Origin of the sequence: Acidipropionibacterium jensenii DSM 20535 (assembly GCF_000425285.1) — a bacterium.
GTDB classification, from domain to species: domain Bacteria; phylum Actinomycetota; class Actinomycetes; order Propionibacteriales; family Propionibacteriaceae; genus Acidipropionibacterium; species Acidipropionibacterium jensenii.
Genome location: NZ_AUDD01000009.1, coordinates 23,369 through 50,047 on the forward strand (window position 1 = coordinate 23,369; position 26,679 = coordinate 50,047).

The window sequence follows — 26,679 nt, forward strand, 5'->3', positions numbered from 1 at the left end:
TCCTCTCAGTGATAGTCGACGATCTCGCAGACCAGAACGATGGTGATGACGGTTTGGTCAGGCTCGATGATGAGGCGCCAATTGGCAGTCAGCCGACCCGACCACTGCCCGGCCCGGTCACCCGTGAGCTCCTCCCACTTGCCGCCGAAGAACAGCAGGTCGGCGAGTTCTTCGGCACGACGGAGTTCGTCGAGGCGCAGCCGCAAAGCCTTCGCCCGCTGAGCTCCGAGCTTGCGCTGCATGTAGCGCTGCTCGGTGCACCGGCGCTCCAGCTCACGATCCGCGTACCTCAGCTCCATCGCGTTACCTAAATCGTAACACTGGCGAGGTGGATGCGGTAGCCCTCCGCGTCATTCATCACCACCAGCCACCACCTCGGCCAACTCCTCACCGAGCATGGGATCGTCCTCCTCGGCAACATCGGCAGCCGCCTCAGCGAAGTCAGGCAACGTCGCCGCTACCGCGCGCACGTCCACCTGGCCCGTCACCACATCAGCCACGAGACGGACGCGGAACTCCTGGAGGAGGCCGATCTCATGATGGATACGAGAGACGACGGTGTCGACTTCACGGAACTCAGATTGGATATCTGAGACAACTCTCCGTTGCTCCAAAACAGAAGGCATTGGAATTCTATGCGTCAAATACGCGTGAAGATCCAGATTCTGGATACCGGTTGTTTGCTTGATGTATCTGCGGACTTCACCACTCATATGAACTCGTCTGAGCATCAGCATAAGAAACTCAGATTCAACATCGTCAGACGATCTTAAGCGCTGTAAGAAGTTCGAGCATACAGCATCATCATCGTAATCGAACAGCACTACACGCCCAACGGGAGTCTTTTCCCCTCCGCCAGAACCTTCCAGTAGAAGGTCCCCACGTCTGAGAGAACGCCTCGAAAACTCTCGGTCTGAGATGGCGCGATACGTTTTTGGAGAATCAGCCACACCTCCTGAGGAGTAGTCAAAGTCAGCCACTCGAACACACCATTTCACAGGATCATTCGACTCTTCGACGGCAGCTCCCCAACTACCCGCCGTGACCGATCGCAGTGCTCGCTTAATGGGAATCCTGGGCCAATCTGCACGGATAACACTGTTGACAACCGCCACCTTCTGCTCCTCGAGGAAAGCGATGAGGCGACGCTTGGCGGCGATGGCCTTGTTGATGCGGGCGTTCGCGTGGGCGAGGTACTTCACGATCGCCGCCTGCTCATTGAGAGGAGGCGTCGGAACATGGCTCGCTAGAAATTCCTCAACGGGTATCGTCTTGCGCAAGCCGCGATACAGGGGCCGTAGTGCTTTCGTGTTGTCCATCGCGATATAGAACCAGTTGAGATATTCCGCGAGAGTGTCGCCCGTAGCCACAAACCTTTCGTAGGCTCCGGTAATCATCCCATCTTGTCGTGCCCGACCCACAGTACGCGGCGTCTCATCGACGTCGAACAGACACATCACCATGTCGCCCGAGCGAATTCGCTGGTAGTTCTCGAAAGACGCGGGTATCTTCCCCTTGCCTGTTGACAGGTCTCGCGTAACAACACCAAGTTTCGTCAGCGATAAAAGCTGATATTCACCGCTGAATGCGCCGACCGGCTCGGCTCGCCACACCATCACTGTCTTGTTTCGAGGGGTGTCCCAATGCGAGGGGACTTTGGGACACCAAGGGATGCCGGTGTCCCGTTGCGAGGAGTACTGAGCAAACCGAAACATCAGTCTTCACCCGCGATCTCGGTGATGAGATCGTCGGTTTCGGCGGCGAGGGCTCGAATGTCGGCCTGAATCTCGACGAGCGTACGCATTGGCGTGGGCTTGTAGAAGTGGCGAGTGAAGCTGATCTCGTAGCCGATCTTCGTCTTCGACGCATCGATCCAGGCATCAGGAGCGTAGGGCAGCACCTCTCGACGGAAGAACGCCTCAATCCCGTCGGCGTACTCGCCGGCAGGCTCAGTGAGTGCTACCTGTTCGGTGTCGCGCAGTTCGGGGTCGGGTTCGTACTCGACCACGCGGGTGCGCCCGTCGATGACCGCTTTGTAGCGTCCGTGCAGCGGGTCGGGCTTCGCGGCGTAGGGCAACGCCTTCTTGATGACCGGTGACGCGGACTCGTCGCGGACGCCTTCTTCCTTGAGCTTCTTGATCTCAGCCGCCTTGTAGACCCGGTGCGGGTCGACCCCGGCAATGCGCAAGGGGCGCTCGACGGCGATCTTGGAGTAGCCGAAGTCCACTCCGTCGAAAACCTTCGAGTGGTCGGGGTCGTCGGCTTGGTCGAAGGCCTTGAGCGTTTGGAGGACGCGATCGGCGTCGGTGGTACTGATCTCGACCCCTTTCTCGCCAAGATTCTTGCGCAGCGGTGTGAACCAGCTGGTCGCGTCGATGAGCTGCACTTTGCCGCGCCGACGTTCTTCCTTGCGATTGGTGATCACCCACACGTAGGTGGCGATGCCGGTGTTGTAGAACATCTTCAGCGGTAGGGCGACGATCGCCTCCAGCCAGTCGTTCTCGATGACCCACCGTCGAAAGTTGCTCTCACCCTGACCCGCATCACCGGTGAACAGCGAGGAGCCGTTGTGCACCGAGGCGATGCGCGACCCCAGCGCCGTGTGGTGCTTCATCTTCGAGATCAGGTTCGCCAGGAACATCAGCTGCCCATCGCTCGACCTGGTAACCAGCGAGTACTCCGGGTCTCCGTCATGGGTGACGATGAATCGCGGGTCGATGACATGGCTCTTGCCCCCGAGTCGATTGAGGTCGGTCTTCCAGCTCTTGCCGTAGGGAGGGTTGGAGAGCATGAAGTCGAACTCCTGGCCGGCGAACGCGTCGTTGGACAGCGTCGACCACTCCGGTCCGCCCACGATGTTGTCGGCCGCCTGGCCGTCGCCTTTGAGGATCAGGTCGGCCTTCGCGATGGCATAGGTCTCTGCGTTGATCTCCTGCCCATACAGGTACGTGGAGATCTGCTTGCCGGACGGCGCGGTGAGCCTCTTGAGGGTCTCCTCGGCGACGGTGAGCATGCCCCCGGTGCCCATCGCACCGTCGTAGAGGCGGTAGGTGCCCGATGGGATGACATCGGCGATCGGCTCGAACATGAGGCGGGTCATCAGCCGCACAGCGTCGCGGGGCGTCCAGTGTTCGCCAGCCTCCTCGTTGTTGTCCTCGTTGAACCGGCGCACGAGCTCCTCGAACACGGTGCCCATGCCGTGGTTGTCCAAGCCAGTCGGGGACAGATCAAGGTCTAGCGAGAGGAACTTCTCGATGAGCGCGCCCAGTGCGTCAGCCTTGGTGAGCTTCGGAAGCTGGTGACGCAGGTCGAAGTTTTCGATGATCTCCTGCACGTTCGGCGAGAAGCCGTCGAGGTACGCCTCGAAGTTCTGGCGGAGCCGGGTCTTGTTCGCTGTGCTCCGCAGATCCTTGAACGTAAAACCCGACGTGTTGTAGAACGCCTGCTTTGCCGCGTCGCGCAGTGGCGCGTCCTGATCGACGATCCCAGCATCGTCGAGGAGCTTCTTCATCTCCATCACCGCGTCGCGGGTAGACTCCAGCACTGTATCGAGGCGCCGCAGCACCGTGAACGGCAGGATCACGTCGCGGTACTTGCCGCGCACATAGAGATCACGCAACACGTCGTCGGCGATGCCCCAGATCAGTGAGACGATCCTGGCGTGATTGATGGAGTCGTGCGGCAATGAGGGTCCTTCGTCTTGTGATTCCAGTGGCTGAAAAACGGGGAGACAAGCGACTGCCGACGAACAGATCGCGACAGCCCCGCTTCCCCCGAGGGGGGACGATACGAGTCCCCACCGACATTTTCGCAGACGACCACGTCGACGAAGGGACCCGCATGCGTCTTGCAGATCGAGGTACATACTAGTCCGTACGAAACTTAGGACGCGGCTTGCGAAGCGGCGGAGTGAGGAGTGGCCTGGATGGAGAAGCGGCGTGGGCCGGGGCGACCAGCGTATGACTCAAAACAGAAGCTCGTCGCGGCGGCATGTGCACTGCTGGCGGAGCGGGGGTTCGACGCAACGAGCCCGCAGATGTTCCAGCAGCGCTCTGGGGTGGGTCACGGGAGCATGTACCACCACTTCCCCGGCAAGGGGAAGGAAGGCCTCGCACTGGACGCGATCAGCCATATGCGGGCAAGCACGATCGCGTTCCTCGACGGCACCATCGCACCCGCGAGCAGCGAGCCGGAGGTGGTGCGAAAGAGCATCGTCGCGGCGCTGAACCGGCTGTTCTCTCGCAGGGAAGGCCAAGCGCTGGTCAGGCTCCTGGCCGACCCGGTGGCCGGAGCAACCTCCTCGCTCGCGACCGCGATACAGGACTGGTGCGACGACATTCGGGCTGCGATCGTCATGAGGCTCCGCGCCGACGAACCCGCGGATGACCCGGAGGCCGCCGATGCCGCCGCGCGCCTGCTCGCGCCAGAGTTCGACGCGCTGGCTGACGAGTTGTTCACGGCCGCTGCGGGGCACGGTTTGCTGGCGCTGCCGAAGGTCTCCCTTTCGGAGACACCCGAGGAGCGGTAATCTGGCCTCAACACAATCCCATACGGACTAGTCCGGTCCTTGATCTGCAAGACGCGTGGCTGCTCGAAGCAGGTCGATTCTCAGGGCAGTAATCCGGTGAGCGGCCGGGTGCGTGGGACCGGGTGCGCACCTACCTGGCATGAACGGCGAGGCAAGGAGCCTGCGGCTGCGGGTGACACGGCGGGATGAGCCTGATGCGGATCGGCTGGTGGAGTGGGTGCTGAACATCGCCGAAGCCCGGCACCGCGCTTGGCTCAACGGTGACCCCGACCCTTACGGGCTTCCGCCGCTCAGCCTGGACAGGCCGCCCGACCAGCAAGACGATGAACTCAACGCGAACTGATCGGAGCACATCATGAGCACCCCCGCTCCCACCCCCACCAAGACTGACGCAGATGCGCCGCTATTGCTGGCGGTGTCATACCTGCGAGTGTCCACGCGGGAGCAGGCCGAACGCGGCGGCACCGAGGAAGGCTTCTCGATTCCCGCCCAGCGTGGGGCGAACCAGCGCAAGGCCGACGAACTCGGAGCGCGGATTGTCCGCGAGTTCGTGGACGCGGGCGAGTCCGCACGCTCGGCGGATCGTGACGGGTTGCAGGAGATGCTGGCGTTCATTGCGGCGACGCGGGTGCAGTTCTGCATCGTGCATAAGCTCGACCGCCTCGCACGCAACCGCGCCGACGATGTGAAGATTCACGAAGCCCTCATCAATGCAGGTGTCACTCTCGTGTCGGCTACCGAGAGCATTGATCAGACACCGTCGGGGATGCTCGTCCACGGCATCATGTCCTCCATTGCGGAGTTCTACAGCCGCAACCTCGCCACCGAAGTCACCAAGGGGCTGACGCAGAAGGTCGCGCAAGGCGGCACCCCGATGCGCGCACCCATCGGGTACTTGAACGTGCGCAAGACGGACGACAACGGCCGCGAGGTGCGCACGGTCGAGGTCGATCCCGAACGCGCCCCACTCATCACCTGGGCATTCGAGCACTACGCGACCGGCGAGACCTCCGTCACCGGTCTCCTGCGCGAGCTGACAGCGCGAGGCCTGTTGACCGTTCCGACGCCAAAGCGCCCCTCCAAGCCGCTGGGCAAGAACACCCTCTATAAGCTCCTGACGAACCCATACTACGCGGGCGTGATCCGGTACAAAGGTGCTCTGCATCCCGGCGCACATGCCCCCATCGTGGACCCAGCGCTGTTCGACAAGGTGCAGTCACTGTTGAAGGTGCGGACGGCGAAGATGACCCGCCACGTCCAGCATGCCCACCACCTCAAAGGACTCCTGCACTGCGGCACCTGCGGGTCACGGATGCTCCTGGACTTCGCGACCAACCCACGCGGCACAACCTACGCCTACTTCGTCTGCTCCGGCAGAGCCGCCAAGAAGACCAACTGCACGAGACGGGCGGTGCCCGTCGCTCTCGCGGAACGACTCGTCGCAGACTCCTACGCCTTCATCACGATCAGCGACACCACCTACCAACGCCTGACCGCTGACGTGGATGCGGCGTTCGACAAGCGCAGTGCCGGGAACGATCAGGAATTCACTGACCTCACCGCGAATCGGGCACGCCTGGAAGCCGAATCCGACAAGCTGCTTGCGGCGCACTTCGCCGACGCCATCGACCTCGACACCTTGAAGCGGCATCAGGACCGCATCCGCACGGGCCTCGCCGACGTGAACCGTCGCCTCGCCGAACACAGTGAGCACCACACCGGCGGACGCGCATTCCTCCACGACTCACTCCAGCTACTGACCGACGCGCACCGGGCCTACGCGCACTCCGGTGACGCCGACCGACGACTCGCGAACCAAGCGTTCTACACGCGCCTCGACATCACCGACGACGAACAGTTACGCCCACGCCTTGCCGAGCCCTTCGCGACGATCTTCCGCGAAGCACACAACAGCGGCGACGAAGGCAAGGAAGCGAAACGGGAACACACCACATCTTTCGATGTCGCGTGTTCCCGTAAGACACTTTGGGTGGAGCATAGGGGATTCGAACCCCTGACCTCTTCCATGCCATGGAAGCGCGCTACCAACTGCGCCAATGCCCCAGATTCAGACCTTCCGGTCCGTCTGGCTGATCTTCGTCAGAGTGGAGCATAGGGGATTCGAACCCCTGACCTCTTCCATGCCATGGAAGCGCGCTACCAACTGCGCCAATGCCCCGAGAACCGCCATTTCAGGCCGTCCCCGCGCCGCCATCCTTGCTCCGGCGACCGGAGAAACTATAGAGGATCTCCAGTCGCGGTGCCAACTCTCAGTCCCCTGCCACCTGGCAGTTGTAGGCCCGCAACCGCCACGGCGTGGCCAGTCCGCGGGCCCGGGACTCCTCGTTGCTGAACCGGTCCAGCAGGGTCCACGAGCAGTTCGACAGCCCGCCCAGCCCCCGCGACGCCGAGTAGTCGCCGCCCAGCAGCCGGCAGATCCCGGTCCGCAGCGCGAACCCGTGGCTCACCACCACCACCGTCTGGCCCGGATGATGGGCGGCGAGCCCCTCCATGGCGCCGGCGATCCGGTCCATCACCTCGGACCCGGTCTCTCCCCCGGGCCTGCGGAAGTCCTTTCCGACCTCCCTGGCGGCCACCAGGTTCGGTGCCTCGCGACGCAGGTCGGCGACCCGCAGTCCTCCCCAGCGTCCGACGTCGATCTCCATCAGACGGTCATCGGGCACCGGGTCGATGCCGCACGCCCGACCGATCCTCCGGGCGGTCTGGCGGGCCCTGGTCAGCGGCGAGCAGACGATGACGTCGGGATCCATCCCGGCGATCACCGGGGCCACCGCCTCGGCCTGCCGCACCCCCCGCTCCGCCAGCGGGATGTCCATCCGGCCCTGCAGCCGGTTCTGCGCGTTGTACTCGGTACGCCCGTGTCGTACCAGGATGAACCGTGTCAGCGCATCGCTCACCGGGCAGCCTCGTCGGAGACCGCCGGAAGCTTGAGGTCGACCTCCGGGCAGTCCTTCCACAGCCTCTCCAGGGAGTAGGTCTGGCGCACCTCGGGCTGCTGCACGTGGACGATGATGTCGTTGTAGTCCAGCAGCACCCAGCGGTTCTCCCGCTCCCCCTCGCGGCGCACCACCTTCGCGCCGGCCTCGCGGGCCGCCTCGTCGACGGCGTCGACGACCGCCCCGACCTGACGCTCATTGCCGGCGGTGATGATGAGGAAGATGTCGGTGAGGGCGAGGTTCTCCGAGACGTCCAGGGCGAGGATTTCGGTGCCCTTTTTGTCGGCTGCCGCGCGGGCGGCGGTCCTCGCCAGTTCGATGGCCTGTTCCGTTGCGCTCAATGGTCCTCCGGATGGTCGGGTTGTCCGTACAACCCACGTTTGTTGATGTACTGCACGATGCCGTCGGGCACCAGGTACCAGATCGGCAGGCCGGTGTAGACCCGCTTGCGGCAGTCGGTCGAGGAGATCGCCATCGCCGGCACCTCGAGCAGGGTCACCTTGTCGGCCGGCAGGTGGGAGATGTCCTTCCTGCCGAACGGTACCCCGGGCCGCGATACCCCCACGAAGTGCGCGAGGTCGAAGAGCTCCTCGGCCCCCCGCCAGGTGAGGATGTGCGACAGGGCGTCGGCGCCGGTGATGAAGAACAGGTCGACGTCGGCGCCCCTCTCACGCCGCAGGTCCTTGAGGGTGTCGACGGTGTAGGTGTCCCCCAGCCGGTCGATGTCGACCCGGGAGACCGAGAAGGAGGGGTTCGAGGCGGTCGCGATGACCGTCATGAGGTACCGGTCCTCGGCCAGGGAGACGTTGCGGCCCTTCTTCTGCCAGGGCACCCCGGTCGGCACGAAGACGACCTCGTCGAGGCCGAACCGCGAGGCCACCTCGGAGGCGGCCACCAGGTGTCCGTGGTGAATCGGGTCGAAGGTGCCACCCATCACACCCAGTCGGTAGCGGCGACCGTCATGGGCGCGCGCAAGTCCAAGTTCCACGCTGTTGCTCATCCAGAATCTGCAATCCTCAGCTGTGCGGACGAGCCTTGCCGATCCCGCGCACCGCGAGAAGGGCCCCGAACAGAACGACCAGGACGACGACGGCGACGACCCAGGTGGGGGTACCCGCCAGAAGGGGGACAATGCTCATGGCCACACCCTATCCGAGACGCGTCTGACCGCTGCCGTTCAGACGGTAGGTGGTCGAGGTCATCTCCGCCAGACCCATCGGTCCGCGGGCATGGGTCTTCTGGGTCGAGATCCCGATCTCGGCGCCGAAACCGAACTCGGAGCCGTCGACGAACCGGCTCGAGCAGTTCACCAGCACCGCGGCGGCGTCCACCGAGTCCTGGAAGGTCCGGGCGGCCGCCAGGCTGTCGGTGACGATCGTCTCGGAGTGCCCCGAGCCGAACTGCCGGATGTGGGCGATCGCCGCGTCCAGATCGTCGACGACCCTCATCGCCAGGTCCAGCGACAGGTACTCGGCCTCGTACTCGTGCTCACCGGCGGGCACCACACGGTCGTCCAGGGCCTTCGAGCGTTCGTCGCCGTGCACCCTCACCCCCGCCCCGGTGAGCGCTCCCACCAGCCGCGGCACGGCCTCGGCAGCGATCTCGGAGTGCACCAGGACGGTCTCCAGGGCGTTGCAGACGCTGGGCCGCTGGGTCTTGGCGTTGAGGATGATCTTCTCGGCCATCGCCAGGTCGGCGTCGGCGTCCACCACCAGATGGCAGTTGCCGGTGCCGGTCTCGATGACGGGCACCGAGGACCCGGTGACCACCGCGTTGATCAGCCCCGCCCCACCGCGCGGGATGAGCAGGTCCACCAGACCGCGGGCGTGCATCATCTCGTCGGTGATGTCATGGCCCCCCTCGACGAGGTTGACGGCGTCGACCGGCAGGCCTGCGTCGGCCAGCCCGGCGCGCAGCGCGCCGATCACCGCCCGGTTGGACTCCAGGGCCGAGGAGGACCCCCGCAGCAGCGAGGCATTGCCCGACTTGAGGCAGATCCCGGCCGCATCGGCGGTGACATTGGGGCGGGCCTCGTAGATGATGCCGATCACCCCGATCGGCACCCGCACCTGCTCGATCCGCACCCCCTGGGGGGTGGTCCAGCCGCGCACCACCTCGCCCACCGGGTCGGCCAGTCCGGCCAGCGACTCCAGGCCGGCAGCCATCGACTCGACCCGCTCCTCGCTGAGCGCCAGCCGGTCCTGGAGGCCCTCGGCCATCCCGGCGGCGCGGCCGCGGTCCAGGTCGGCACGGTTGGCCTCCAGCACCTCCCCGGTCGCCGACCTCAACCGGTCGGCCATCACACGCAGAGCCTCATCCTTGGCGGCGCGATCGAGGCGGCGCAGCAGCGTCGCCGAGACCTTGGCGGCACGCGCCTGGTCCTGAAAAGTCATGGCGCCATGCTACGTGCTGGCCGCACGCCCCGCTCAGCTGCGGGATCGGTCGGCCGCCGGGGCGGTCTGCCCTGCGGCCCGCTCGCCGGCCGGGGCGGGCTGTCCCACCGGCCCCTCCCCCGTCGCGGCGGGCTTCTTGTCGGCGCTGGGGCGGCGTCTGCGGGTCAGCACCAGGGCGTCGCGGTGGATCACCTCGCGGCTGGCCCCCTGTCCCATCTCGCGGGCCAGCCAGGCGCTGGAGCGGCCGCGCATCTCGCGGACCTCGTCGTGGGAGTAGGAGACGATGCCGCGCCCCTCGGTGCGCCCGTCCGGGCCGATCACCAGCACCGGGTCACCGGCCTGGAAGTCCCCGTGCACCTCGGTGACCCCCACCGCCAGCAGGGAGGCCTTCCGGTCGCGCAGGGCGTGCACCGCCCCGACGTCGATCCGGATCTCCCCCTGGGGTGCGGCGGCGTCCGCCAGCCACAGCAGTTTTCGCGGCCGGCGGCGCGTGGAGGGGACGAAGTAGGTGCCGACGTCCTGGCCGGTGATGGCCGCCAGGGCGTCTCCCGAGTCGGCCAGCACCACCGGGATGCCCGAGGCGGTGGCGATCCGGGCGGCCTCCAGCTTGGTGGTCATCCCGCCGGTGCCGACCCGCGAGCCGGACCGGGAGGTGTCGACGTCCAGGGCCTCGACGTCGTCGACCCGCTGGATCCGCCGGGCCGAGGGGTCGGAGGGGTGGGCGGTGTACAGCGCGTCGACGTCGGAGAGCAGCACCAGGGCTTGGGCCCGGATGAGCTCGGAGACCAGCGCCGCCAGCCGGTCGTTGTCGCCGATGTGGATCTCGCCGGTGGCCACCGTGTCGTTCTCGTTGATCACCGGGATCACCCCCAGGGCGAGCAGTTTGCCCAGGGTGGACCAGGCGTTGCGGTAGCTCTTGGGCCGCACCAGGTCCTCGACGGTGAGCAGCACCTGGCCGGTGGTCACCTTGTGGCGGGCGAAGTCCTCCTCGTAGCGGTGCAGCAGGATCCCCTGGCCGACCGAGGCGGCCGCCTGGCGGCCGGCCAGGTCGCGGGGCCGGCGAGCCATCCCCAGGGCTGGGAAGCCGGCGGCGATCGCCCCCGAGCTCACCAGCACCACCTGCCGGCCGCGATCCCGGGCGGCCGCCAGCACCTCCACCAGGGCGTCGACCTTGGAGACGTCGATCCCCCCGCCGGGCAGGGTGAGGGAGGAGGAACCGACCTTCACCACGACCCGGACGGCGGAGGCGACGTCGGGACGGTGGGCCTGCTCAGAACTCATCGGTCTGCTCGCCGGCCTGCTCCTCGGCCAACCGCGCCCGCCAGGACCGTCCCTCGGGGTCGCGGCCGACGACACCGTAGGCGTCCCGGGCCTCGTGGTACTCGCGGTCCTCCTCGCGGCGACGGGTCGCCGAGGGCCGCTCGTGGTCGAGGCGCTGGTCCTCACCGCGCCGCGACAGCAGCTCGGCGCCGGACTGCACCTGGGGTGCGAACTCGAAGATGACGGCGTCCTGGCCGCCGACCGCCACCGAGTCCCCGGCCTGGGCGCCCATCGCCAGCAGCTCGTCCTCGACCCCCAGCCGGTTGAGACGGTCGGACAGGTAGCCCACCGCCTCCTGGTTGGAGAAGTTGGTCTGGGCCACCCAGCGGGTCGGCTTCTCCCCCTTGACCCGCCACAGGAAGCCTCCCTCGCCGTCGCCCTGCCGGGCGATGGTGAAGTCCTTGCCGCCGGTGTCCACCGGGTTGGGCCGGATGACGATCCGGGCCGCCTCGGGCTCGGGGGCCTCCTTGCGGGTTTGCGCCACGATCTCGGCCATCGCGAACTTCAACGCGTTGAGTCCCTCGCCGGACTTCGCCGAGACCTCGAAGACCGGCAGTCCGCGCGCCTCGATGTCGGGGCGCACCATCTCGGCCAGTTCCGCGCCGTCGGGCACGTCGACCTTGTTGAGGACCACCATCCGGGGCCGGTCCTCCAGGCCGCCGTGGGCCTTCAGCTCGCCCTCGATGACGTCCAGATCGGTCACCGGGTCGCGTCCGGGCTCGTAGGTGGCGCAGTCGATGACGTGGACCAGGGCGCGACAGCGCTCGATGTGGCGCAGGAAGTCGAAGCCGAGTCCCTTGCCCTGGGAGGCGCCGGGGATCAGCCCGGGGACGTCGGCGACGGTGTAGGTGGTGTCCCCGGCCACCACGACGCCCAGATTGGGCACCAGGGTGGTGAAGGGGTAGTCGGCGATCTTGGGCCGGGCCCGCGAGATCGCGGCGATCAGGCTGGACTTGCCGGCCGAGGGGAACCCGACCAGACCGATGTCGGCGACCACCTTGAGCTCCAGGGTGATCTTGCGCTCCTCGCCGGCCTCCCCCAGCAGGGCGAATCCGGGGGCCTTGCGGGCCGAGCTGGCCAGTGCCGTGTTGCCCAGACCGCCGCGGCCGCCGGCGGCCGCGATGACCTCGGCGCCGGCCCCGGTGAGATCGGCCAGCACCTCGCCGGACTCGGCATCGCTCACCACGGTGCCGTCGGGCACCGCGAGCACGATGTCGTCGCCGTTGGCGCCGTTCTGGTCGTCCCCCTTGCCCGCCTGGCCGCTGGTCGCCTTGCGGACCGACAGCCGGTGGAAGTCGACGAGGGTGGTGAGCTGGGGGTCGACGCGCAGGATCACGGACCCGCCACGGCCGCCGTTGCCGCCGTCGGGGCCGCCCAGCGGCTTGAACTTCTCGCGGCGGACCGAGGCGCAGCCATCGCCTCCCTTGCCGGCTACTGCGAGCAGAGTCGCGCGGTCGACGAACGACGGGATGGCCATCCGGTTCCTCCTGGCTACGGGTGCGGTGAGGCCCACCCTACTGGTCCCGGGGAAGTCGGCGGGTCACCTGACCGCGGCCCGCCAGGCCTCCTTGAGGTAGGGCCAGGCCTGGTCCCACATCTCGCGGGCCCGGTATCCCGAGGAGGTGATGTTGATGAGCTGCTGGGAGACCGACCCGCCCATCTCATTGGTCAGGATGATGGCGCCGATCACTCCGGTGCCCAGGGTCACCGCCAGGGCGACGCCGACGGTGCGCAGGAAGACCCCTCCCCGACCTCGGCGCGCCGCAGGGGCGGAGCGGTCGGAGCGATCGGATCGAGCGGTGGTCCCGGCGCCGGTCCCCCGACTGCGGTCGCGGGTCAGCAGCTTGGCGAAGACGGCGCCGGCGATCGCGATGACGATGCTCGTCATGGCGCTGCCGAAGGCGGTTCCCCCGATCCCGAGGGTCGAGGTGACCAGGGTGGCCAGGGCCGACGCGCCGGCACCGGCGATCACCTCATGGCCGCGCAGACCCAGCCCGCGGGACCGGGCGCGGACCACCTCGACGTCCTTGCGCACCTGTCCCAGGCCGTCGCCGAGCGGACCGGCGGGAGAGGGTGCCGGGGTGCCCGCAGCGGTTGCGGCAGGCGACGCGCCGGCACGGGTGGTCTCGGCAACACGGCTTGTCGCGGCGGCACGGGTGCCCGCCGTGGGACCGGCCGGCGCTGTGCCGGGAGCTCCGGCCGTCAGCGAGGCGACCGGGAGACCCGGCTCCAGCTCGAGCTCGGGTTCGCTGCCCGGCGAACCGTCGGGCCGGCGCGAGGCGGCCGGGGACTCCGGACGGTAGAGGCCCAGCGGGTCGTCCTCGGCGGACCTGTCGGTCCCCCGATGATCGGCTCCCTCGGTCGCGGAGTGGCCGATGGCACGAGCGCTGCGATGACGGACCGGGCGTCTCACCCGCACGGCATGGTCGCGGCCTCCGGGGAAGCCGGTCCCCCACCCCGCGGGAAGGGTGACGTGGCTGCTGCGCGTCGCTGGTGCCGGACTGTCGGAACGCGTGGCCGATGTCTTCTGGTCTCGCACGTCTGCCTCTCTCCTGTCCCATCCGTGTCGGCCGGTACTGGCTGCTGTTGCGCCTTGTGGGAGCGCTGTTGTCGAGCTCCGTTCCGGAGCCTGCGCTGTGTGCTGTGCTGGTACCTGCCGTGACGAAGGGCCGACCATCATCACTCGGTCACGACGCTAGGCCACCATGTCAGCTATCTCAACCTGGCTATGTCATCTCATACCGGGGTCGTACCGGAACCACATGAAAGCCGCACCCACATGACAGAAGGACCCCCTCCGCAGGGAGGGGGTCCTTCAACGTCGGTGAGGAGGTCTGCGCTCAGGCCTGAGCGGGCTCCTCGACCGGAACGACGTCGATCACGCGGCGGCCGCGACGGCTGCCGAAGGCGACGTTGCCGGCGCGCAGCGCGAACAGTGTGTCATCCTTGCCGCGGCCGACCCCCTTGCCGGGGTGGAAGTGGGTGCCGCGCTGACGGATGATGATCTCGCCGGCGTTGACCAGCTGACCGCCGAACCGCTTGACGCCCAGACGCTGAGCGTTGGAGTCGCGGCCGTTGCGGGACGAGGATGCGCCCTTCTTGTGTGCCATGTCTGCCTACCTTCAGCCCTTGATCCCGGTGACCTTGACCTGGGTGTACTTCTGACGGTGCCCCTGGCGCTTCTTGTAACCGGTCTTGTTCTTGAACTTGAGGATCCTGATCTTCGGACCCTTGGCCTCACCCAGCACCTCGGCGGTCACCGAGACATTGGCGAGGGCATCCTTCTGTGAGGTGACAGACTCGCCGTCCACCAGCAGAAGGGGAGTCAGCTCAATGCTGCTGCCCACCTCGTCGGTGACCTTGTCGATCTCGACGACGTCACCCACTGCCACCTTGTGCTGGCGGCCGCCACTACGCACGATCGCGTACACGCCTGACCTACTCTCGTTCGATGTCTTCTCAATGAAACGGAACCACGGGGGTTCCGACCGAAGTCTGACCGACTCTGGGGCGAGCTTGCACCAACAGGTCGGACCGGCCGCCAACTTTACCGTTGAACCCCTACGGGGTCAAAACGCTGCTGCCGACGGCCGGAGTCACACCTCAGTCCGACTTTCTGGAGCCGTGGCCCGAGTGCTTCGATCCCGACCGGGAGTGGTTCGAGCGACCCTTGTGGGCCGACCTCTCCCCGCCGTCGGCCGGAGCCTGCGAGTCCACAGGTTCGGTGAACCGATGATATCCCCGGCCGCCGCACTCCTTGCACTCCTCGGTGAAGGCCTCGGCCAGTCCGGTGCCGATCTTCTTACGGGTCATCTGCACCAAGCCCAGGGAGGTCACCTCGGAGACCTGGTGGCGGGTCCTGTCCCGTCCCAGGCACTCCACCAGCCGCCTCACCAGCAGCTCCCGGTTGACCGGAAGCACCATGTCGATGAAGTCGGTGACGATGATGCCGCCGATGTCGCGCAGCCTGAGCTGGCGGACGATCTCCTCGGCCGCCTCCAGGTTGTTGGCGGTGACGGTGGCCTCCAGGTTGCCGGCCGATCCGGTGAACTTGCCGGTGTTGACGTCGATGACCGTCATGGCCTCGGTGCGGTCGATCACCAGGGAGCCGCCGGAGGGCAGGAAGACCTTGCGCTCCAGGGCCTTGGCGATCTGCTCGTCGATCCGGTACTGGGCGAAGGGATCGCCCTGGGTCTCGGTGTCCCAGCGGGTCAGCCGGCCGCCCAGATCGGGGGCGACGTGGTCGATGTAGCCCTTGATGGTGTCGTAGGCGTCATCGGGCCCACCGGCACCGGCCACCACCAGTTCGGTGAAGTCGGCGGTGAACAGGTCGCGGATGATCCGCAGGGTCAGGTCGGGCTCGGTGTACAGCATCGCCGGGGCGTGGCTGCTCTTGGCCTTGCGCTCGATGACCTCCCCCTGGGCCTTGAGGCGATTGATGTCGCGCTCCAGGTCCTCCTCGGAGGCGCCCTCGGCGGCGGTCCGCACGATCACGGAAGCGTCGGAGGGGATGTTGCTGTCGATGATCTTCTTCAGCCGCTTGCGCTCGGTGTCGGCGAGCTTGCGGGAGATCCCGGACAGCTGTCCGCCCGGGGAGTAGACGATGAAGCGACCGGGGATCGAGATGTGGCTGGTGAGCCTGGCGCCCTTCTGACCCACCGGGTCCTTGGACACCTGGACCAGCACCTGGTCGCCCGACTTCAGGGCGTGCTCAATGCGCCTGGGCTCGCCCTCCTTGCCGTACCTCGACCAGTCGACCTCGCCGGCGTACAGGACGGCGTTGCGGCCGCGACCGATGTCGACGAAGGCCGCCTCCATCGAGGGCAGCACGTTCTGCACCTTGCCGAGGTAGATGTTGCCGATCGAGGAGGCCGCCGAGGACCGGTCGACGTAGTGCTCGACCAGTGCCCCGTCCTCCAGGACCGCCAGCTGGGAGTAGTCCTCGGACTGGCGCACCACCATCCGGCGCTCGACCTGCTCGCGGCGGGCCAGGAACTCGGCCTCGGTGAGCACCGCGCTGCGGCGCCGGCCGGCGGCCCGGCCCTCGCGGCGGCGCTGCTTCTTGGCCTCCAGGCGGGTCGACCCCTCGATCCCGGTGACCTCGTCGGTCACCGAGTGGCGCGGGCGCGGCTCGCGGACCTTGACGACGACGTCGCTCGGGTCGTCGTCGGCACCGGTGGTGTCCTCCCCGCGGCGACGGCGACGACGGCGGCGACGACGGCTCGAGCCGGCCTCCTCCTCGCCGTTGCGGTCGTGGTCCTGCTTCTCGCGGTCCTCGTGCCGGTGGTTCTCGTGCTTGTCGTGCTGATCCTCGCCGTCGGACTCCTCGGAGTCCTCGCCGTGCTGGTCCTCGTGGTCCTCGGCGGCCTCACCGCGACGACGGCGGCGTCCTCCGCGACGACGACGGCGACGGGTGCCGCGGGACTCATCGGCGTCCTCGGACTCGCCGTGCTGGTCCTCGTGGTCCTCGTCGTGCTGGTCCTCGTGCTGATCGGGCGCGGAGCTCTCCCCGGCCCGGTCGGCGGGAGCCTGGCCGGTGGGGCCGTCCTGCTCGGCGGCCTCCTCGTGCTGCTCCGCGGGCTTCTGCTCGTTGTCGTTCGGCTCGTTGTCCCTCTGTGCACCGTCCTTCTGTGCACCGTCCTTCTGCTCAGGGGTCTTCTCGCCCGAACGGGTGCGACGACGACGGGTCCGCTTCGGGGCGGCCTCCTCGCCACCGATCTCGGCGGCCAGCGAGTCGAGGATGTCTGCGGTCGACCGGTTCGGGTCGGCGGAGGCGAAGGGGTTGGCGACCGCGGCGTCCAGAGCGTCGGTCCGGTCGGCGGCGTGCTCGGCGGCCTTCGACAGGGCCGCGTCGATGGCACCCTCATCGGTGCCGGGGGCCTGAGAGCGGGTGGCGCGGCGGCGCGTGGTGCGGGCCGGCTTCTCGTCGGTCTTCTCAACGGCCTTCTCAGCGGCCGTGGCGACCGGCTTCTCGGCCGTCCTGGGGGCGGCCTTCTCGGCGGCCGGGGAACTGCTCGAGCGGGTGGCGCGACGACGACGTCCGACCGGGGGGCGGGGAAGGTCGGAGGTGTCTGTCGCGGAGGTGATGACGCTGCCGCCGGAGCCCGCGGCGCCGATCGTCAGGGCCGGGGCTGCCGGGCTGGCGGTGATCGCGGGGGTGGTGGGTGCCCCTGCCGGTCGCGACGCCGCCCTGTGGTGTCGCGATCTCGACTTCTCAGGTGTCGATTCCGAGGTGGTGCTGTCGTTGCTGTCCTGGACCATGTGGTCTCCTCCGCCTTGCGGCGTGTTCAGATGCACACGATCACCGGGAGGCCGCTCGCAATGTGGAGCGGCAGACATCCGGCCCGTTCCTGCGGAGTGTTCCGCACGTTCCGGTTCCCGGTGCGATGCAAAAGCTGGCGGTGAGCTCTGTCGCCGTCATCCCCCGCGGTCGCCGTGGCGTCGCGGTATGGATCTCCGACTTCAGAGGTTGGGGCGGTGCCCCGTCACCTGATGGTGATTATGCCACACCGAGAGATCCACCGGGGACATCCCGCACGGCGGCCGGTCATCAGTGAGAACCTTCACCACTGCTGCGGGCACCGTCTCGGCCGACGAGTACGCCGCCAGCTGAGTGACCTCAGCCGGCAGCTCCCAGAGGTCGTAGGGGGTTCCCACCGAGACCGTCAGCACCGCCGGGCAGGCCCGTGCCAGGTCGGCGACCAGCCGAGCCTGGTCCGATCCCGCTGCGACGTCATGGGTGAGGCAGACCACCAGATCGGCCCGATCGACCCTGGCGACCGGGGTGGCGCCGGCGACCTCCAGCGCGTCGCCGAGGGATGACACCAGGTCGTGCTCCGGAGGCCGCCACCCGCAGACGTGGACCCGACGGCCGGCCAGGTCGACCGGCAGCGCCACCCTCCCCCGGTGGACCAGGGTGATGGCGCGCCGCGCCAGATCGGCGGCGAGGTCCAGATGCTGCGGGGTGCCGACCGTCTGTCGCACCGTCTCCGGGTCGACCGGAACCGGGTCGAGCATCCCGCGGCGGGCCTTCATCCTCAGCACCCGCAGCACCTTGGCGTCGATCTGCCGCGGGTCGATCCGCCCGGACTCCACCGCCTCGACGATGGCGTCGCGGGCCCCCCGCGGGTCCGGCGGCATCAGGATGAGGTCGGCGCCGGCGGCCAGCGCCATCACCGGGACCTCGCGGTCCGAATGGCTCTGGCGCACCCCGGCCATCTCCAGCGAGTCGGTGATGATGACCCCCTGGAAGCCCAGCCGGGTGCGCAGCAGGTCGGTGAGGACCGCCCGGCTCAGGGTGGCCGGTTCGCCGCTGGGTTCCAGGGCGGGGAACCGGATGTGCGCGGTCATCACCATGTCGACCTCGGCCGCCACCGCCGCCTCGAAGGGGGGCAGGTCGGTGTGCTGCCACTCCTGCTGGGAGTGGTCGATGACCGGCAGTCCGGTGTGGGAGTCGGTGGCCGTGTCGCCGTGGCCGGGAAAGTGCTTGGCGCAGGCCGACACCCCGGCGTCCTGCTGATACCCCTCGACCTGGGCCACCACCATCTCGGCGACCCGGGCCGGATCGGCGCCGAAGGAGCGGACCCCGATGACCGGGTTCGCCGGGTTGACGTTGACGTCGGCGTCCGGGGCGAGGTCTGTGGTGATACCCACCGCCGCCAGCTCCCGGCCGGTGACCGCCGCGGCGGCGCGGGCGGCGTCCAGATCCCCGATCGCACCCAGCGGCATCGCCCCGGGGAAGGGGGTGGCGGGGCGCCCGAACCTGCTGGAGGGGCCCTGCTCCTGGTCGGTGGCGATCATCAGTCCGACTCCCGCCCCCGACCCGGTGGCCGCGGCCTGGAGTCGGTTGGACAGTCTGGCGAGCTGCTCGGGGCCATCGGCGAAGGAGTCTGTCCAGCGGAAGTAGACCACCCCGCCCAGATGCAGCTCCTCGATCACCCGGGCCGCGGCGGCGGTGCCGAAGTGGTCGAGGTTGCCCGGGTGGGGCCGGTCCGGATCGGTGCCGTAGATCTCGCAGACCAGCAGCTGGCCGACCTTCTCGGCCAGGCTCATCCGGGCCAGGATCTGCTCGGGCCGGGGGTCACCGCCGGGGGACCGGCTCATGCGGTCTCGTCCGGCTCCTCGGCGAGCTGGGGGAACCACAGGGCGACCTCGCGGGCCGCCGACTCCGGGGAGTCCGAGGCGTGCACCAGGTTGCGACGGTAGTGCACCCCGAGATCCCCGCGGATGGTGCCGGGGACGGCCTCGGCGCAGTCGGTCTTCCCGTTCATGGCGCGGACCACCGGGATCGCCTTGCGTCCCTCCAGGACCATCGCCACCAGCGGGCCGGAGGTGATGAACTCCACCAGGGGCTCGTAATAGGGACGTCCGATGTGTTCGACGTAGTGCTGGGCGGCCATCTCGGCGTCGATCGTGCGCAGCTCCATGGCCCGCACCGTCAGCCCGCGCGCCTCGTACCTGCCGATGATCTCTCCGATGAGACGACGCTTCACTGCGTCTGGCTTGAGGAGGACGAGGACTCTCTGCTTGTCGCTCATGGCCAAGACCATATCGCACCGGTTCAGTGGGTGTCGGGCGACCTTTTCTCGAGTCGGCGTCCCATCACGAAGCTCGCCACCCAGATCACCGCGAAGATCACCCCGACCAGGTACATCATCGGGGTGGCCAGTCCCAGCGCGATCCCCGCGACCTGGGTGAGCCAGGCCACCGGATAGCCCCAGCCGCGCCGAAGGCCGGCCGCCGCGACCAGTGCCAGCAGGGCGCACAGTCCGCCCAGCAGGGCGGCGGTGCCCGCCGGCACCGCCGACACCAGGATCATCCCGGGAATCGCCAGCCCGAAGACGACGACCTCGCTGATCAGGGTGGCCGCCAGCGGGGTGCGCATCGGATTGCCGGGGGCCAGCCGGGCGAGGGAGGAGACCCTCACCAGGACTCCTCGTCGCCGTCGGTGGGATCCTCCTCGACGGGCTCGAGAACCTCCCCCTCCATGGCGGCGATCTGCTCCTCGGACAGCTGAGGGGTCTCCACCACCGCCTGCGGCCCGGCATGGACGTGATTGATCCCGTCGGGCACCAGGATGGCTCTGGCCTGGCCGGCCAGCACCGCCGACCCGCCGACGAGCACGCCGGCACCGGGGCCGGACATGTCGGCGATCCGGACCGCCTCCTCGAGGGCCTGGGAGACCGTCGGACAGGTCATCCGGTGGTCGGCGTCCCAGTACTTCGAGGCGATCTCGTCGAGTTCGGCCACCGGCAGTGCCCGGGGCAGCTCCGGCATGGTGGTGAGGACCACCCGGCCGACCGCCTCCGACATCTCCGAGAGCACCCCGTCGACGTCCTTGTCGCGCATCGCGGCGACGACGGCGACCAGCGGGTTCAGGTCGAAGGCCTCGGTGAGCCCGGCCATCGCCGAGTGCGCACCGTGCGGGTTGTGGAAGGTGTCCAGCACGATGGTGGGGGTCCGCCGCACCACCTCGAGCCGGGCCGGGGCGACCACATCGGCCAGTCCCTGCTCGATGATCTCGGGGTTGAGCGGCTTGCCTCCCATGAAGGTCTCCACGGCGGCCACCGCCAGGGCGGCGTTGTGCGCCATGTGCTCGCCGAACAGCGGCAGGAAGAGCTCCCCCAGCGGGCCGCCGGCGGTCTGGATCCGGATCACCTGGCCGCCGACCGCGCCACGGCGGTCCAGCAGCCCGAAGTCCGGCCCCTCGAGGATCGGCTTGACCCCCACGTCGGCGCACTGGGCCAGCAGCACCTGGGCGGCCTCCGGCTTCTGGCCGGCGATCACCGCGCTGCTCACCGGCTTGATGATCCCCGCCTTCTCGCCGGCGATCTTGGCCAGCGTGTCACCGAGGATGTGCATGTGGTCCATCGCCACCGGGGCGACCACGGCGACCTGGGCGTCGACCACGTTGGTGGCGTCCCACCGGCCCCCCAGGCCCACCTCGACCACCGCGACGTCGACCGGGGTGTCGGCGAAGGTCGCGAAGGCCATCGCCGTCATCACCTCGAAGAAGGTCGGCTCGATGCCGTCGATGTGCTGCTCGTCGACCATTCGCACCATCGGTGCGATCTGCTCCCAGATCTCATCGAACCGTTCGACGCCGATCGGCTCGCCGTCGATGCAGATCCGCTCCCGCAGGTCCACCAGGTGCGGTGAGGTGTACCGACCCACCCGCAGACCGGCGGCCCGCAGCAGGGAGTCGATCATGATCGCGGTGGACCCCTTGCCGTTGGTCCCCGCGACCTGGATCACCGGGTAGGCCCGCTCGGGGTTGCCGAGCAGGTCCAGGATCGCCCTCTCGCGATCCAGCCCCGGGCCGATCCGGTGCTCGGGCCAGCGTGCCTGCAGTCCCTCGACGAGCGTGCGATGGGTCGTCGCTCTCAATAGATGACCTCGCCGTTGCGGCGACGCTCGCGCAGGCTGGCGAGTGCCTCGGCCAGGATGGCCGCGGCCTCGGCGTCGCTGCGACGCTCCTTCACATAGGCCAGGTGGGTCTTGTACGGGGTGATCTTCGGCGGCGCGGGCGGGTTCTCCCGGTCGCGATTGGCCGGCATCCCACACTTGGGGCACTCCCAGGTGTCGGGCACCGTGGCCTCCGCCGAGAACACCGGACGGACCACATGGTGGTTCGAGCAGTAGTACTGCACCACCTCGCGGGGTGCGGCCTCTCCGCGCTCGGCCTCACCAGCCGGCCCGGCACCTACTCTGCTGCCTCGGATAGCGCTTCCACCAGCCACGTCCCGGTCACTCTCCTATTGATGTCTGTTGCTGTCGTACTTGAAATGGTCCGGACGCCGACTCAGGCGTACCGGTACACGAACAGCAGGCCGATGATGCAGGCCAGCCACAGCAGGCCCATGATCACCGTCAGCCGGTCTAGATTGCGTTCCGCCACCGAGGTGCCGCCCATCGAGGTGGACACTCCCCCACCGAACAGGTCGGACAGCCCGCCACCCTTGCTCTTGTGCAGCAGCACAAACAGGGTCAGGATCACGCTGAACACGCACAGGATGATCGACAAGGTCATCACGGGCCATGTCATGAGGGGGGCTGAAATCACAACCGCTACCCTAACTCACAATGGCGAACAGAACACTGCGCCCCGGGTCGGTGACCCGGGGCGCAGCGGTTCGTCGAGGAGATCCTCAGGCGGTCACTTCTGGTAGAAGGTGACGATGTCGGCGAAGTCGCCGGCCTTGAGGGAGGCCCCTCCGACCAGCGCGCCGTCGACGTCGGGCTTGCTCATGATCTCGACGACATTGCCCGGCTTGACGGAGCCGCCGTACTGGATCCGGACGGCCTCGGCGGTCGGGGCGTCGTAGAGCTTCTCGACGGCCTTGCGGATCGCGCCGCAGACCTCCTGGGCGTCGTCGGCGGTGGCGGTCTCGCCGGTGCCGATTGCCCAGATGGGCTCGTAGGCGATGACGAGCTTGGCGACATCGGCGGCGTCGATCCCGGCCAGCGCGCCCTCGATCTGAGCCACCGTGTGCTCGACGTGCTTGCCGGCCTTGCGGACCTCGAGGGCCTCGCCGCAGCAGATGATCGGGGTCATCCCGTACTCGATGACCTTCTTGGCCTTGGCGTTGACCAGCGCGTCGGACTCGGCGTGGTACTGGCGGCGCTCGGAGTGGCCGACGACGACGTAGGAGCACTTGAGTGCAGCCAGCATCGAGCCGGAGATCTCTCCGGTGTAGGCGCCGTCATCGTGGGCCGAGATGTCCTGGGCTCCCCAGGCGATCGGCAGCTTGTCGCCCTCGACCAGCACCTGGACGGTGCGGATGTCGGTGAACGGCGGGATGACGACGGCCTCGGCCTTGCTGGGGTCGTGGTCCTTGTCGGCCAGGGCTGCACCCAGGTCCTGGACCAGGCTCAGGCCGGCCAGGTGGTCCAGGTTCATCTTCCAGTTTCCGGCCAGAATCGGCTTGCGGGACATCAGTTGCTCTCCTTCAGGACTGCGATACCGGGAAGTTCTTTGCCCTCCATGAGCTCCAGGGAGGCGCCACCACCGGTGGAAATGTGGCCGAACTGGTCGTCGGCGAAACCGAGCGAGCGGACCGCGGAGGCGGAGTCCCCGCCACCGACGACCGACAGGCCCTTGACCTCGGTGAGGGCCTGCGCGACGGCGCGGGTGCCCTCCTCCAGGCCCTTGATCTCGAAGACCCCCATCGGGCCGTTCCAGAACACCGAGGCGGCCGAGCGGATGGCATCGGCGTAGAGCTTCTCGCTCTTGGGGCCGATGTCCAGGCCCATCTTGCCGGCGGGCATCTGGTCGGCGTCGACGACGTCGATCTCGCCGACGGTGTGCGCGCCGAAGTCCACGGAGTCGGAGACGCGGACGTCCACCGGCAGCAGGATCGACTTGCCGGCGGCCTTGGCCTGGGCGAGGTAGCCCTTGACGGCCTCGAGGGAGTCGTCGTCGACAAGCGAGGTGCCGACCTCGTGGCCCTGGGCCTTGATGAAGGTGAAGGCCATTCCGCCGCCGATCACCAGGGTGTCGGCGACCTTGAGCAGGTTGTCGATGACGGCCAGCTTGTCGGCGACCTTGGCGCCGCCGAGAACGACGACGAAGGGGCGCTTCGGGTCGGCGGTCAGGCCCTCGAGGACCTTGACCTCCTTGGCGACCAGGGATCCGGCGGCGCTCGGCAGAAGCTTGGCGACGTCGTAGACCGACGCCTGCTTGCGGTGCACGACGCCGAATCCGTTGGAGACGTAGAAGTCGCCGAAGGAGGCGTACTTCTTGGCCAGCTCGGTGCGCTCGGCCTCGTCCTTGGAGGTCTCGCCCTTCTCGAAGCGGACATTCTCCACCAGGGCGATCTCGCCGTCCTTGAGGGAGGCGGAGGTCTGCTGGGCCGAGGGGCCGACGACGTCGGTGGCGAGCTTGATGTCGAGACCCATCAGCTCACCGAGACGCTTGGCCACCGGGGCCAGCGAGAACGTGGGGTCCACCGCGCCCTTCGGGCGTCCGAGGTGGGCCAGCACCGTGGTGCGCGCACCGGCCTGGTGCAGCTGCTCCAAGGTGGGCAGGGCGGCCTTGATGCGGCCGTCGTCGGTGATGGTCTGGCCATCCAGCGGGACGTTGAAATCGCAGCGGATGACGACCCGCTTGCCTGACAGGTCGCCGAGGTCTTCAACTGACTTCATGGACGATCCTTTCTGTGCTTCCGTAATGGTTCGGTACACGTGTGATGGCGGCGGACGCGAACGACGGCCCCGCGCCCCGCGAGGGGCACGGGGCCGTCGTGCATGTCACGCCGAAGGGCTCAACGCGCTCAGGCCAGCTTGCTGGCGACGAGCTGGGTGAGGTTGACGAGACGGTTGGAGTAGCCCCACTCGTTGTCGTACCAGGACAGCACCTTGACGAGCTTGCCGATGACCTTGGTCTCGGTGGCGTCGAAAATGCTGGAGTGCGAGTCGTGGACGATGTCGGAGGAGACGATCGGGTCCTCGGTGTAGGCCAGGATGCCCTTGAGCGGGCCCTCGGCGGCCTTCTTCACCGCAGCCTGGACGGACTCGACGGTGACCTCCTTGGAGGCCTCGAAGGTGAGGTCGGTGAGGGAGCCGGTCGGGGTCGGCACGCGAACGGCCAGACCGTCGAACTTGCCCTTGAGGGCCGGGATCACCAGGGCGACAGCCTGAGCGGCACCGGTCTTGGTCGGGATCATGTTCAGGGCGGCGGCGCGGGCGCGACGCAGATCCTTGTGGGGGGCGTCCAGAAGCTTCTGGTCGCCGGTGTAGGAGTGGATCGTGGTCATGATGCCGCGCTCGATGCCGAACTCGTCGTTGAGCACCTTGGCCAGCGGAGCCAGGCAGTTGGTGGTGCAGGACGCGTTCGAGATGATGTTGTCGGTGGCGTTGTCGTAGTCGGCGTCGTTGACGCCCATCACGAAGGTGCCGTCGACATTCTTGCCGGGAGCGGAGATGACGACCTTCTTGGCGCCACCGTCGAGGTGGGCCTTGGCCTTGGTGCCATCGGTGAAGAAGCCGGTGGACTCGACGACGATCTCGACGCCCAGCTCGCCCCAGGGGAGCTCGGCGGGGTCGCGGTGGGCCAGCACCTTGATGTGCTTGCCGTCGACGATGATGCCCGCCTCGTCGTAGGACACCTCACCGGGGAAGCGGCCCAGCAGCGAGTCGTACTTGAGCAGGTGAGCCAGGGTCTTGTTGTCGGTCAGGTCGTTGACGGCGACGACGTCCAGATCCGCCTTCTGCTCGAGCAGTGCGCGGAAGAAGTTGCGGCCAATGCGACCAAACCCGTTGATACCAACCTTGACGGTCATTCAGGGATCTCCTACAGGTGAGATGTGTGCCCCGCGGGGCACGCGGACACCCCTAAGGATAGCCAAAACTTCTCAGAAAGGCGCACGGAGGGTTGCCTTTTTCACGTTCGTTCAGCAGGACCGCGGTTGAGCCCCTGAAATGACCAGCTCAGGAGTGCTCGTCGCGGATCTCGGCGGGCAGGCTCTCCAGGGTGGTGGGGATCCCCCGGGCCCTGGCCGCCTTGTCCGCGGTGGCGAGCAGCCGGCGGATCCGTCCGGCGACGGCGTCCTTGGTGAGCGGCGGGACGTGCAGCCGGCCGAGCTCCTCCAGACTCGCGTTGCCGTTGTCCAGGCGCAGCCTGCCGGCCTCCAGCAGATGGTCGGGGACGTCGTCGCCGAGGATCTCCAGTGCCCGGCGCACCCGGGCGCTGGCGGTGACCGCCGCCCTGGCCGAGCGTCGCAGGTTGGCGTCGTCGAAGTTCGCCAGCCGGTTGGCCGAGGCGCGCACCTCGCGGCGCAATCGCCGGTCCTCCCAGGCCAGCAGGGACTCGTGGGCCCCCATCCGGGTGAGCATCGCGGCGATCGCGTCCCCGTCGCGGATCACCACCCGCTCGACGTGGCGGGCCTGGCGGGACTTCACCGGGATGTCCAACCGCCGGGCGGCCCCGACCAGGGCCATCGCGGACTCCGAGCCGGGAGCGGTGATCTCCATCGCCATCGACCGTCCCGGTTCGGTGAGCGAGCCGCGTGCCAGGAAGGCGCCCCGCCAGGCCGCCGCCTGGCAGCACTGGCCGCCCCCCACCACCGCGGTCGGCAGACCGCGGACCGGCCGGCCGTGCCTGTCGATGAGGCCGGTGAGTCGGGCCAGATCACCGCCGCCGCGGGCCAGTCTCAGCACGTAGCGGGTGTTCTGGTGGATCCCGGAACCGCGCACCACCACCACGTCGGGGTCCAGGCTGTAGATCTCCTGGATGGCCTGGCGCAGCCGGCGGGCCGCCCCGCCGCTGTCCAGCTCAGCCTCGATGACGATGTGTCCGCTCACCAGGTGGACCCCACCGGCGAAGCGCAGAGTCGTCGCGATCTCCGAGCGCCGGCAGCACATCTTGGGCACCACGACGGTCGACAGTTCCGACTTCACGCGAGCGGTGAGAGCCATCTGGTGAGTCCTTTCCGGGGGTCGGGGGATCAGGGGTGTCGGGAGGGCGGATCTGGGCCGGGGGTCG

25 protein-coding genes, 2 tRNA genes and 3 pseudogenes are annotated in these 26,679 nt (G+C 68.0%); 3 read left to right on the forward strand and 27 right to left on the reverse strand.

Annotated elements, in window-relative coordinates; all coding sequences use genetic code 11:
• Positions 1-5 precede the first annotated feature (5 nt).
• From H590_RS0107420 to H590_RS0107430, 3 genes are all read right to left on the reverse strand, one after another.
• Entirely contained in the window at positions 6-242 is a 237-nt protein-coding gene (locus H590_RS0107420) for a type II toxin-antitoxin system RelE/ParE family toxin (RefSeq protein ID WP_232020974.1), read from the reverse strand.
• A gap of 108 nt (positions 243-350) precedes the next feature.
• A complete protein-coding gene (locus H590_RS18325) occupies positions 351-1,616 on the reverse strand; it encodes a restriction endonuclease subunit S domain-containing protein (protein WP_126412621.1) in 1,266 nt (421 codons plus the stop codon).
• A gap of 98 nt (positions 1,617-1,714) precedes the next feature.
• A complete protein-coding gene (locus H590_RS0107430; protein WP_028703059.1) occupies positions 1,715-3,685 on the reverse strand; it encodes a type I restriction-modification system subunit M in 1,971 nt (656 codons plus the stop codon).
• 240 nt (positions 3,686-3,925) lie between these two features.
• Here H590_RS0107430 and H590_RS17290 point away from each other — a divergent pair, with 240 nt between their 5' ends.
• The 3 genes and pseudogenes from H590_RS17290 to H590_RS19415 all read left to right on the forward strand — a co-directional run.
• Positions 3,926-4,528: a TetR/AcrR family transcriptional regulator gene (locus tag H590_RS17290; RefSeq protein WP_060761032.1), complete on the forward strand. Its 603-nt coding sequence runs from the start codon at positions 3,926-3,928 to the stop codon at positions 4,526-4,528.
• A gap of 139 nt (positions 4,529-4,667) precedes the next feature.
• Positions 4,668-4,871, forward strand: coding sequence for a hypothetical protein (locus H590_RS18330; protein ID WP_060762966.1), 204 nt, complete (start codon positions 4,668-4,670; stop codon positions 4,869-4,871).
• 12 nt (positions 4,872-4,883) lie between these two features.
• Positions 4,884-5,915 (forward strand): annotated as a pseudogene (locus H590_RS19415) (recombinase family protein); the annotation flags it as partial.
• Here the strand turns inward: H590_RS19415 and H590_RS19120 are convergent.
• The 24 genes and pseudogenes from H590_RS19120 to whiA all read right to left on the reverse strand — a co-directional run bounded on the left by H590_RS19120 (position 5,835) and on the right by whiA (position 26,612).
• On the reverse strand, positions 5,835-6,269 hold the full coding sequence (locus tag H590_RS19120) for a hypothetical protein (protein ID WP_028703062.1): 435 nt from the start codon (positions 6,267-6,269) through the stop codon (positions 5,835-5,837). The pseudogene H590_RS19415 and the gene H590_RS19120 overlap by 81 nt on opposite strands.
• Positions 6,270-6,519: 250 nt before the next feature.
• Positions 6,520-6,592, reverse strand: a tRNA-Ala gene (locus tag H590_RS0107460).
• Between the two features lie 42 nt (positions 6,593-6,634).
• Positions 6,635-6,707, reverse strand: a tRNA-Ala gene (locus tag H590_RS0107465).
• A gap of 91 nt (positions 6,708-6,798) precedes the next feature.
• Positions 6,799-7,446: a histidine phosphatase family protein gene (locus H590_RS0107470; protein WP_028703063.1), complete on the reverse strand. Its 648-nt coding sequence runs from the start codon at positions 7,444-7,446 to the stop codon at positions 6,799-6,801.
• Positions 7,443-7,826, reverse strand: a complete 384-nt coding sequence (gene rsfS / locus H590_RS0107475) for a ribosome silencing factor (protein WP_028703064.1) — start codon at positions 7,824-7,826, stop codon at positions 7,443-7,445. The genes H590_RS0107470 and rsfS overlap by 4 nt, the downstream gene beginning before the upstream one ends.
• On the reverse strand, positions 7,823-8,485 hold the full coding sequence (nadD, locus tag H590_RS0107480; protein WP_036981555.1) for a nicotinate-nucleotide adenylyltransferase: 663 nt from the start codon (positions 8,483-8,485) through the stop codon (positions 7,823-7,825). The genes rsfS and nadD overlap by 4 nt, the downstream gene beginning before the upstream one ends.
• Positions 8,486-8,501: 16 nt before the next feature.
• Positions 8,502-8,624, reverse strand: coding sequence for a hypothetical protein (locus H590_RS19300; protein WP_268919831.1), 123 nt, complete (start codon positions 8,622-8,624; stop codon positions 8,502-8,504).
• A gap of 9 nt (positions 8,625-8,633) precedes the next feature.
• On the reverse strand, positions 8,634-9,878 hold the full coding sequence (locus H590_RS0107490; protein WP_028703066.1) for a glutamate-5-semialdehyde dehydrogenase: 1,245 nt from the start codon (positions 9,876-9,878) through the stop codon (positions 8,634-8,636).
• 150 nt (positions 9,879-10,028) lie between these two features.
• A pseudogene (proB, locus tag H590_RS15535) lies at positions 10,029-11,159 on the reverse strand (glutamate 5-kinase); the annotation flags it as partial.
• Positions 11,149-12,675: a GTPase ObgE gene (gene obgE, locus H590_RS0107500; RefSeq protein ID WP_028703067.1), complete on the reverse strand. Its 1,527-nt coding sequence runs from the start codon at positions 12,673-12,675 to the stop codon at positions 11,149-11,151. The gene obgE and the pseudogene proB, both read right to left, overlap by 11 nt.
• A 63-nt stretch (positions 12,676-12,738) precedes the next feature.
• The gene (locus H590_RS17295) at positions 12,739-13,737 is read right to left on the reverse strand and encodes a hypothetical protein (RefSeq protein WP_051238290.1); all 999 of its coding nucleotides are present in this window, start codon (positions 13,735-13,737) and stop codon (positions 12,739-12,741) included.
• A 301-nt stretch (positions 13,738-14,038) separates the two neighbouring features.
• On the reverse strand, positions 14,039-14,308 hold the full coding sequence (gene rpmA, locus H590_RS0107510; protein ID WP_028703068.1) for a 50S ribosomal protein L27: 270 nt from the start codon (positions 14,306-14,308) through the stop codon (positions 14,039-14,041).
• 12 nt (positions 14,309-14,320) lie between these two features.
• Positions 14,321-14,629: a 50S ribosomal protein L21 gene (rplU, locus tag H590_RS0107515; protein ID WP_028703069.1), complete on the reverse strand. Its 309-nt coding sequence runs from the start codon at positions 14,627-14,629 to the stop codon at positions 14,321-14,323.
• A 172-nt stretch (positions 14,630-14,801) separates the two neighbouring features.
• Positions 14,802-16,418, reverse strand: a pseudogene (locus H590_RS19420) (Rne/Rng family ribonuclease); the annotation flags it as partial.
• A 1,242-nt stretch (positions 16,419-17,660) separates the two neighbouring features.
• Entirely contained in the window at positions 17,661-19,301 is a 1,641-nt protein-coding gene (locus H590_RS15545; protein WP_051238291.1) for a glycoside hydrolase family 3 protein, read from the reverse strand.
• Positions 19,298-19,735: a nucleoside-diphosphate kinase gene (ndk, locus tag H590_RS0107530; RefSeq protein ID WP_028703071.1), complete on the reverse strand. Its 438-nt coding sequence runs from the start codon at positions 19,733-19,735 to the stop codon at positions 19,298-19,300. Before ndk ends, H590_RS15545 begins: the two co-directional genes overlap by 4 nt.
• Before the next feature lie 23 nt (positions 19,736-19,758).
• A complete protein-coding gene (locus H590_RS0107535; RefSeq protein WP_084149364.1) occupies positions 19,759-20,082 on the reverse strand; it encodes a DUF4233 domain-containing protein in 324 nt (107 codons plus the stop codon).
• A gap of 38 nt (positions 20,083-20,120) precedes the next feature.
• On the reverse strand, positions 20,121-21,584 hold the full coding sequence (locus H590_RS0107540; RefSeq protein WP_028703073.1) for a bifunctional folylpolyglutamate synthase/dihydrofolate synthase: 1,464 nt from the start codon (positions 21,582-21,584) through the stop codon (positions 20,121-20,123).
• Positions 21,581-21,937 (reverse strand): RNA polymerase-binding protein RbpA, encoded by a 357-nt coding sequence (locus H590_RS0107545; protein ID WP_051238292.1) that lies wholly within the window; start codon positions 21,935-21,937, stop codon positions 21,581-21,583. The genes H590_RS0107540 and H590_RS0107545 overlap by 4 nt, the downstream gene beginning before the upstream one ends.
• A gap of 62 nt (positions 21,938-21,999) precedes the next feature.
• The gene (gene secG, locus H590_RS0107550; protein ID WP_051238293.1) at positions 22,000-22,242 is read right to left on the reverse strand and encodes a preprotein translocase subunit SecG; all 243 of its coding nucleotides are present in this window, start codon (positions 22,240-22,242) and stop codon (positions 22,000-22,002) included.
• 111 nt (positions 22,243-22,353) lie between these two features.
• The gene (gene tpiA / locus H590_RS0107555) at positions 22,354-23,133 is read right to left on the reverse strand and encodes a triose-phosphate isomerase (protein WP_028703076.1); all 780 of its coding nucleotides are present in this window, start codon (positions 23,131-23,133) and stop codon (positions 22,354-22,356) included.
• Positions 23,133-24,341, reverse strand: a complete 1,209-nt coding sequence (locus H590_RS0107560; RefSeq protein ID WP_028703077.1) for a phosphoglycerate kinase — start codon at positions 24,339-24,341, stop codon at positions 23,133-23,135. The genes tpiA and H590_RS0107560 overlap by 1 nt, the downstream gene beginning before the upstream one ends.
• Positions 24,342-24,469: 128 nt before the next feature.
• On the reverse strand, positions 24,470-25,477 hold the full coding sequence (gap, locus tag H590_RS0107565; protein ID WP_028703078.1) for a type I glyceraldehyde-3-phosphate dehydrogenase: 1,008 nt from the start codon (positions 25,475-25,477) through the stop codon (positions 24,470-24,472).
• A gap of 148 nt (positions 25,478-25,625) precedes the next feature.
• Positions 25,626-26,612: a DNA-binding protein WhiA gene (gene whiA / locus H590_RS0107570; protein WP_028703079.1), complete on the reverse strand. Its 987-nt coding sequence runs from the start codon at positions 26,610-26,612 to the stop codon at positions 25,626-25,628.
• Positions 26,613-26,679: the final 67 nt, after the last annotated feature.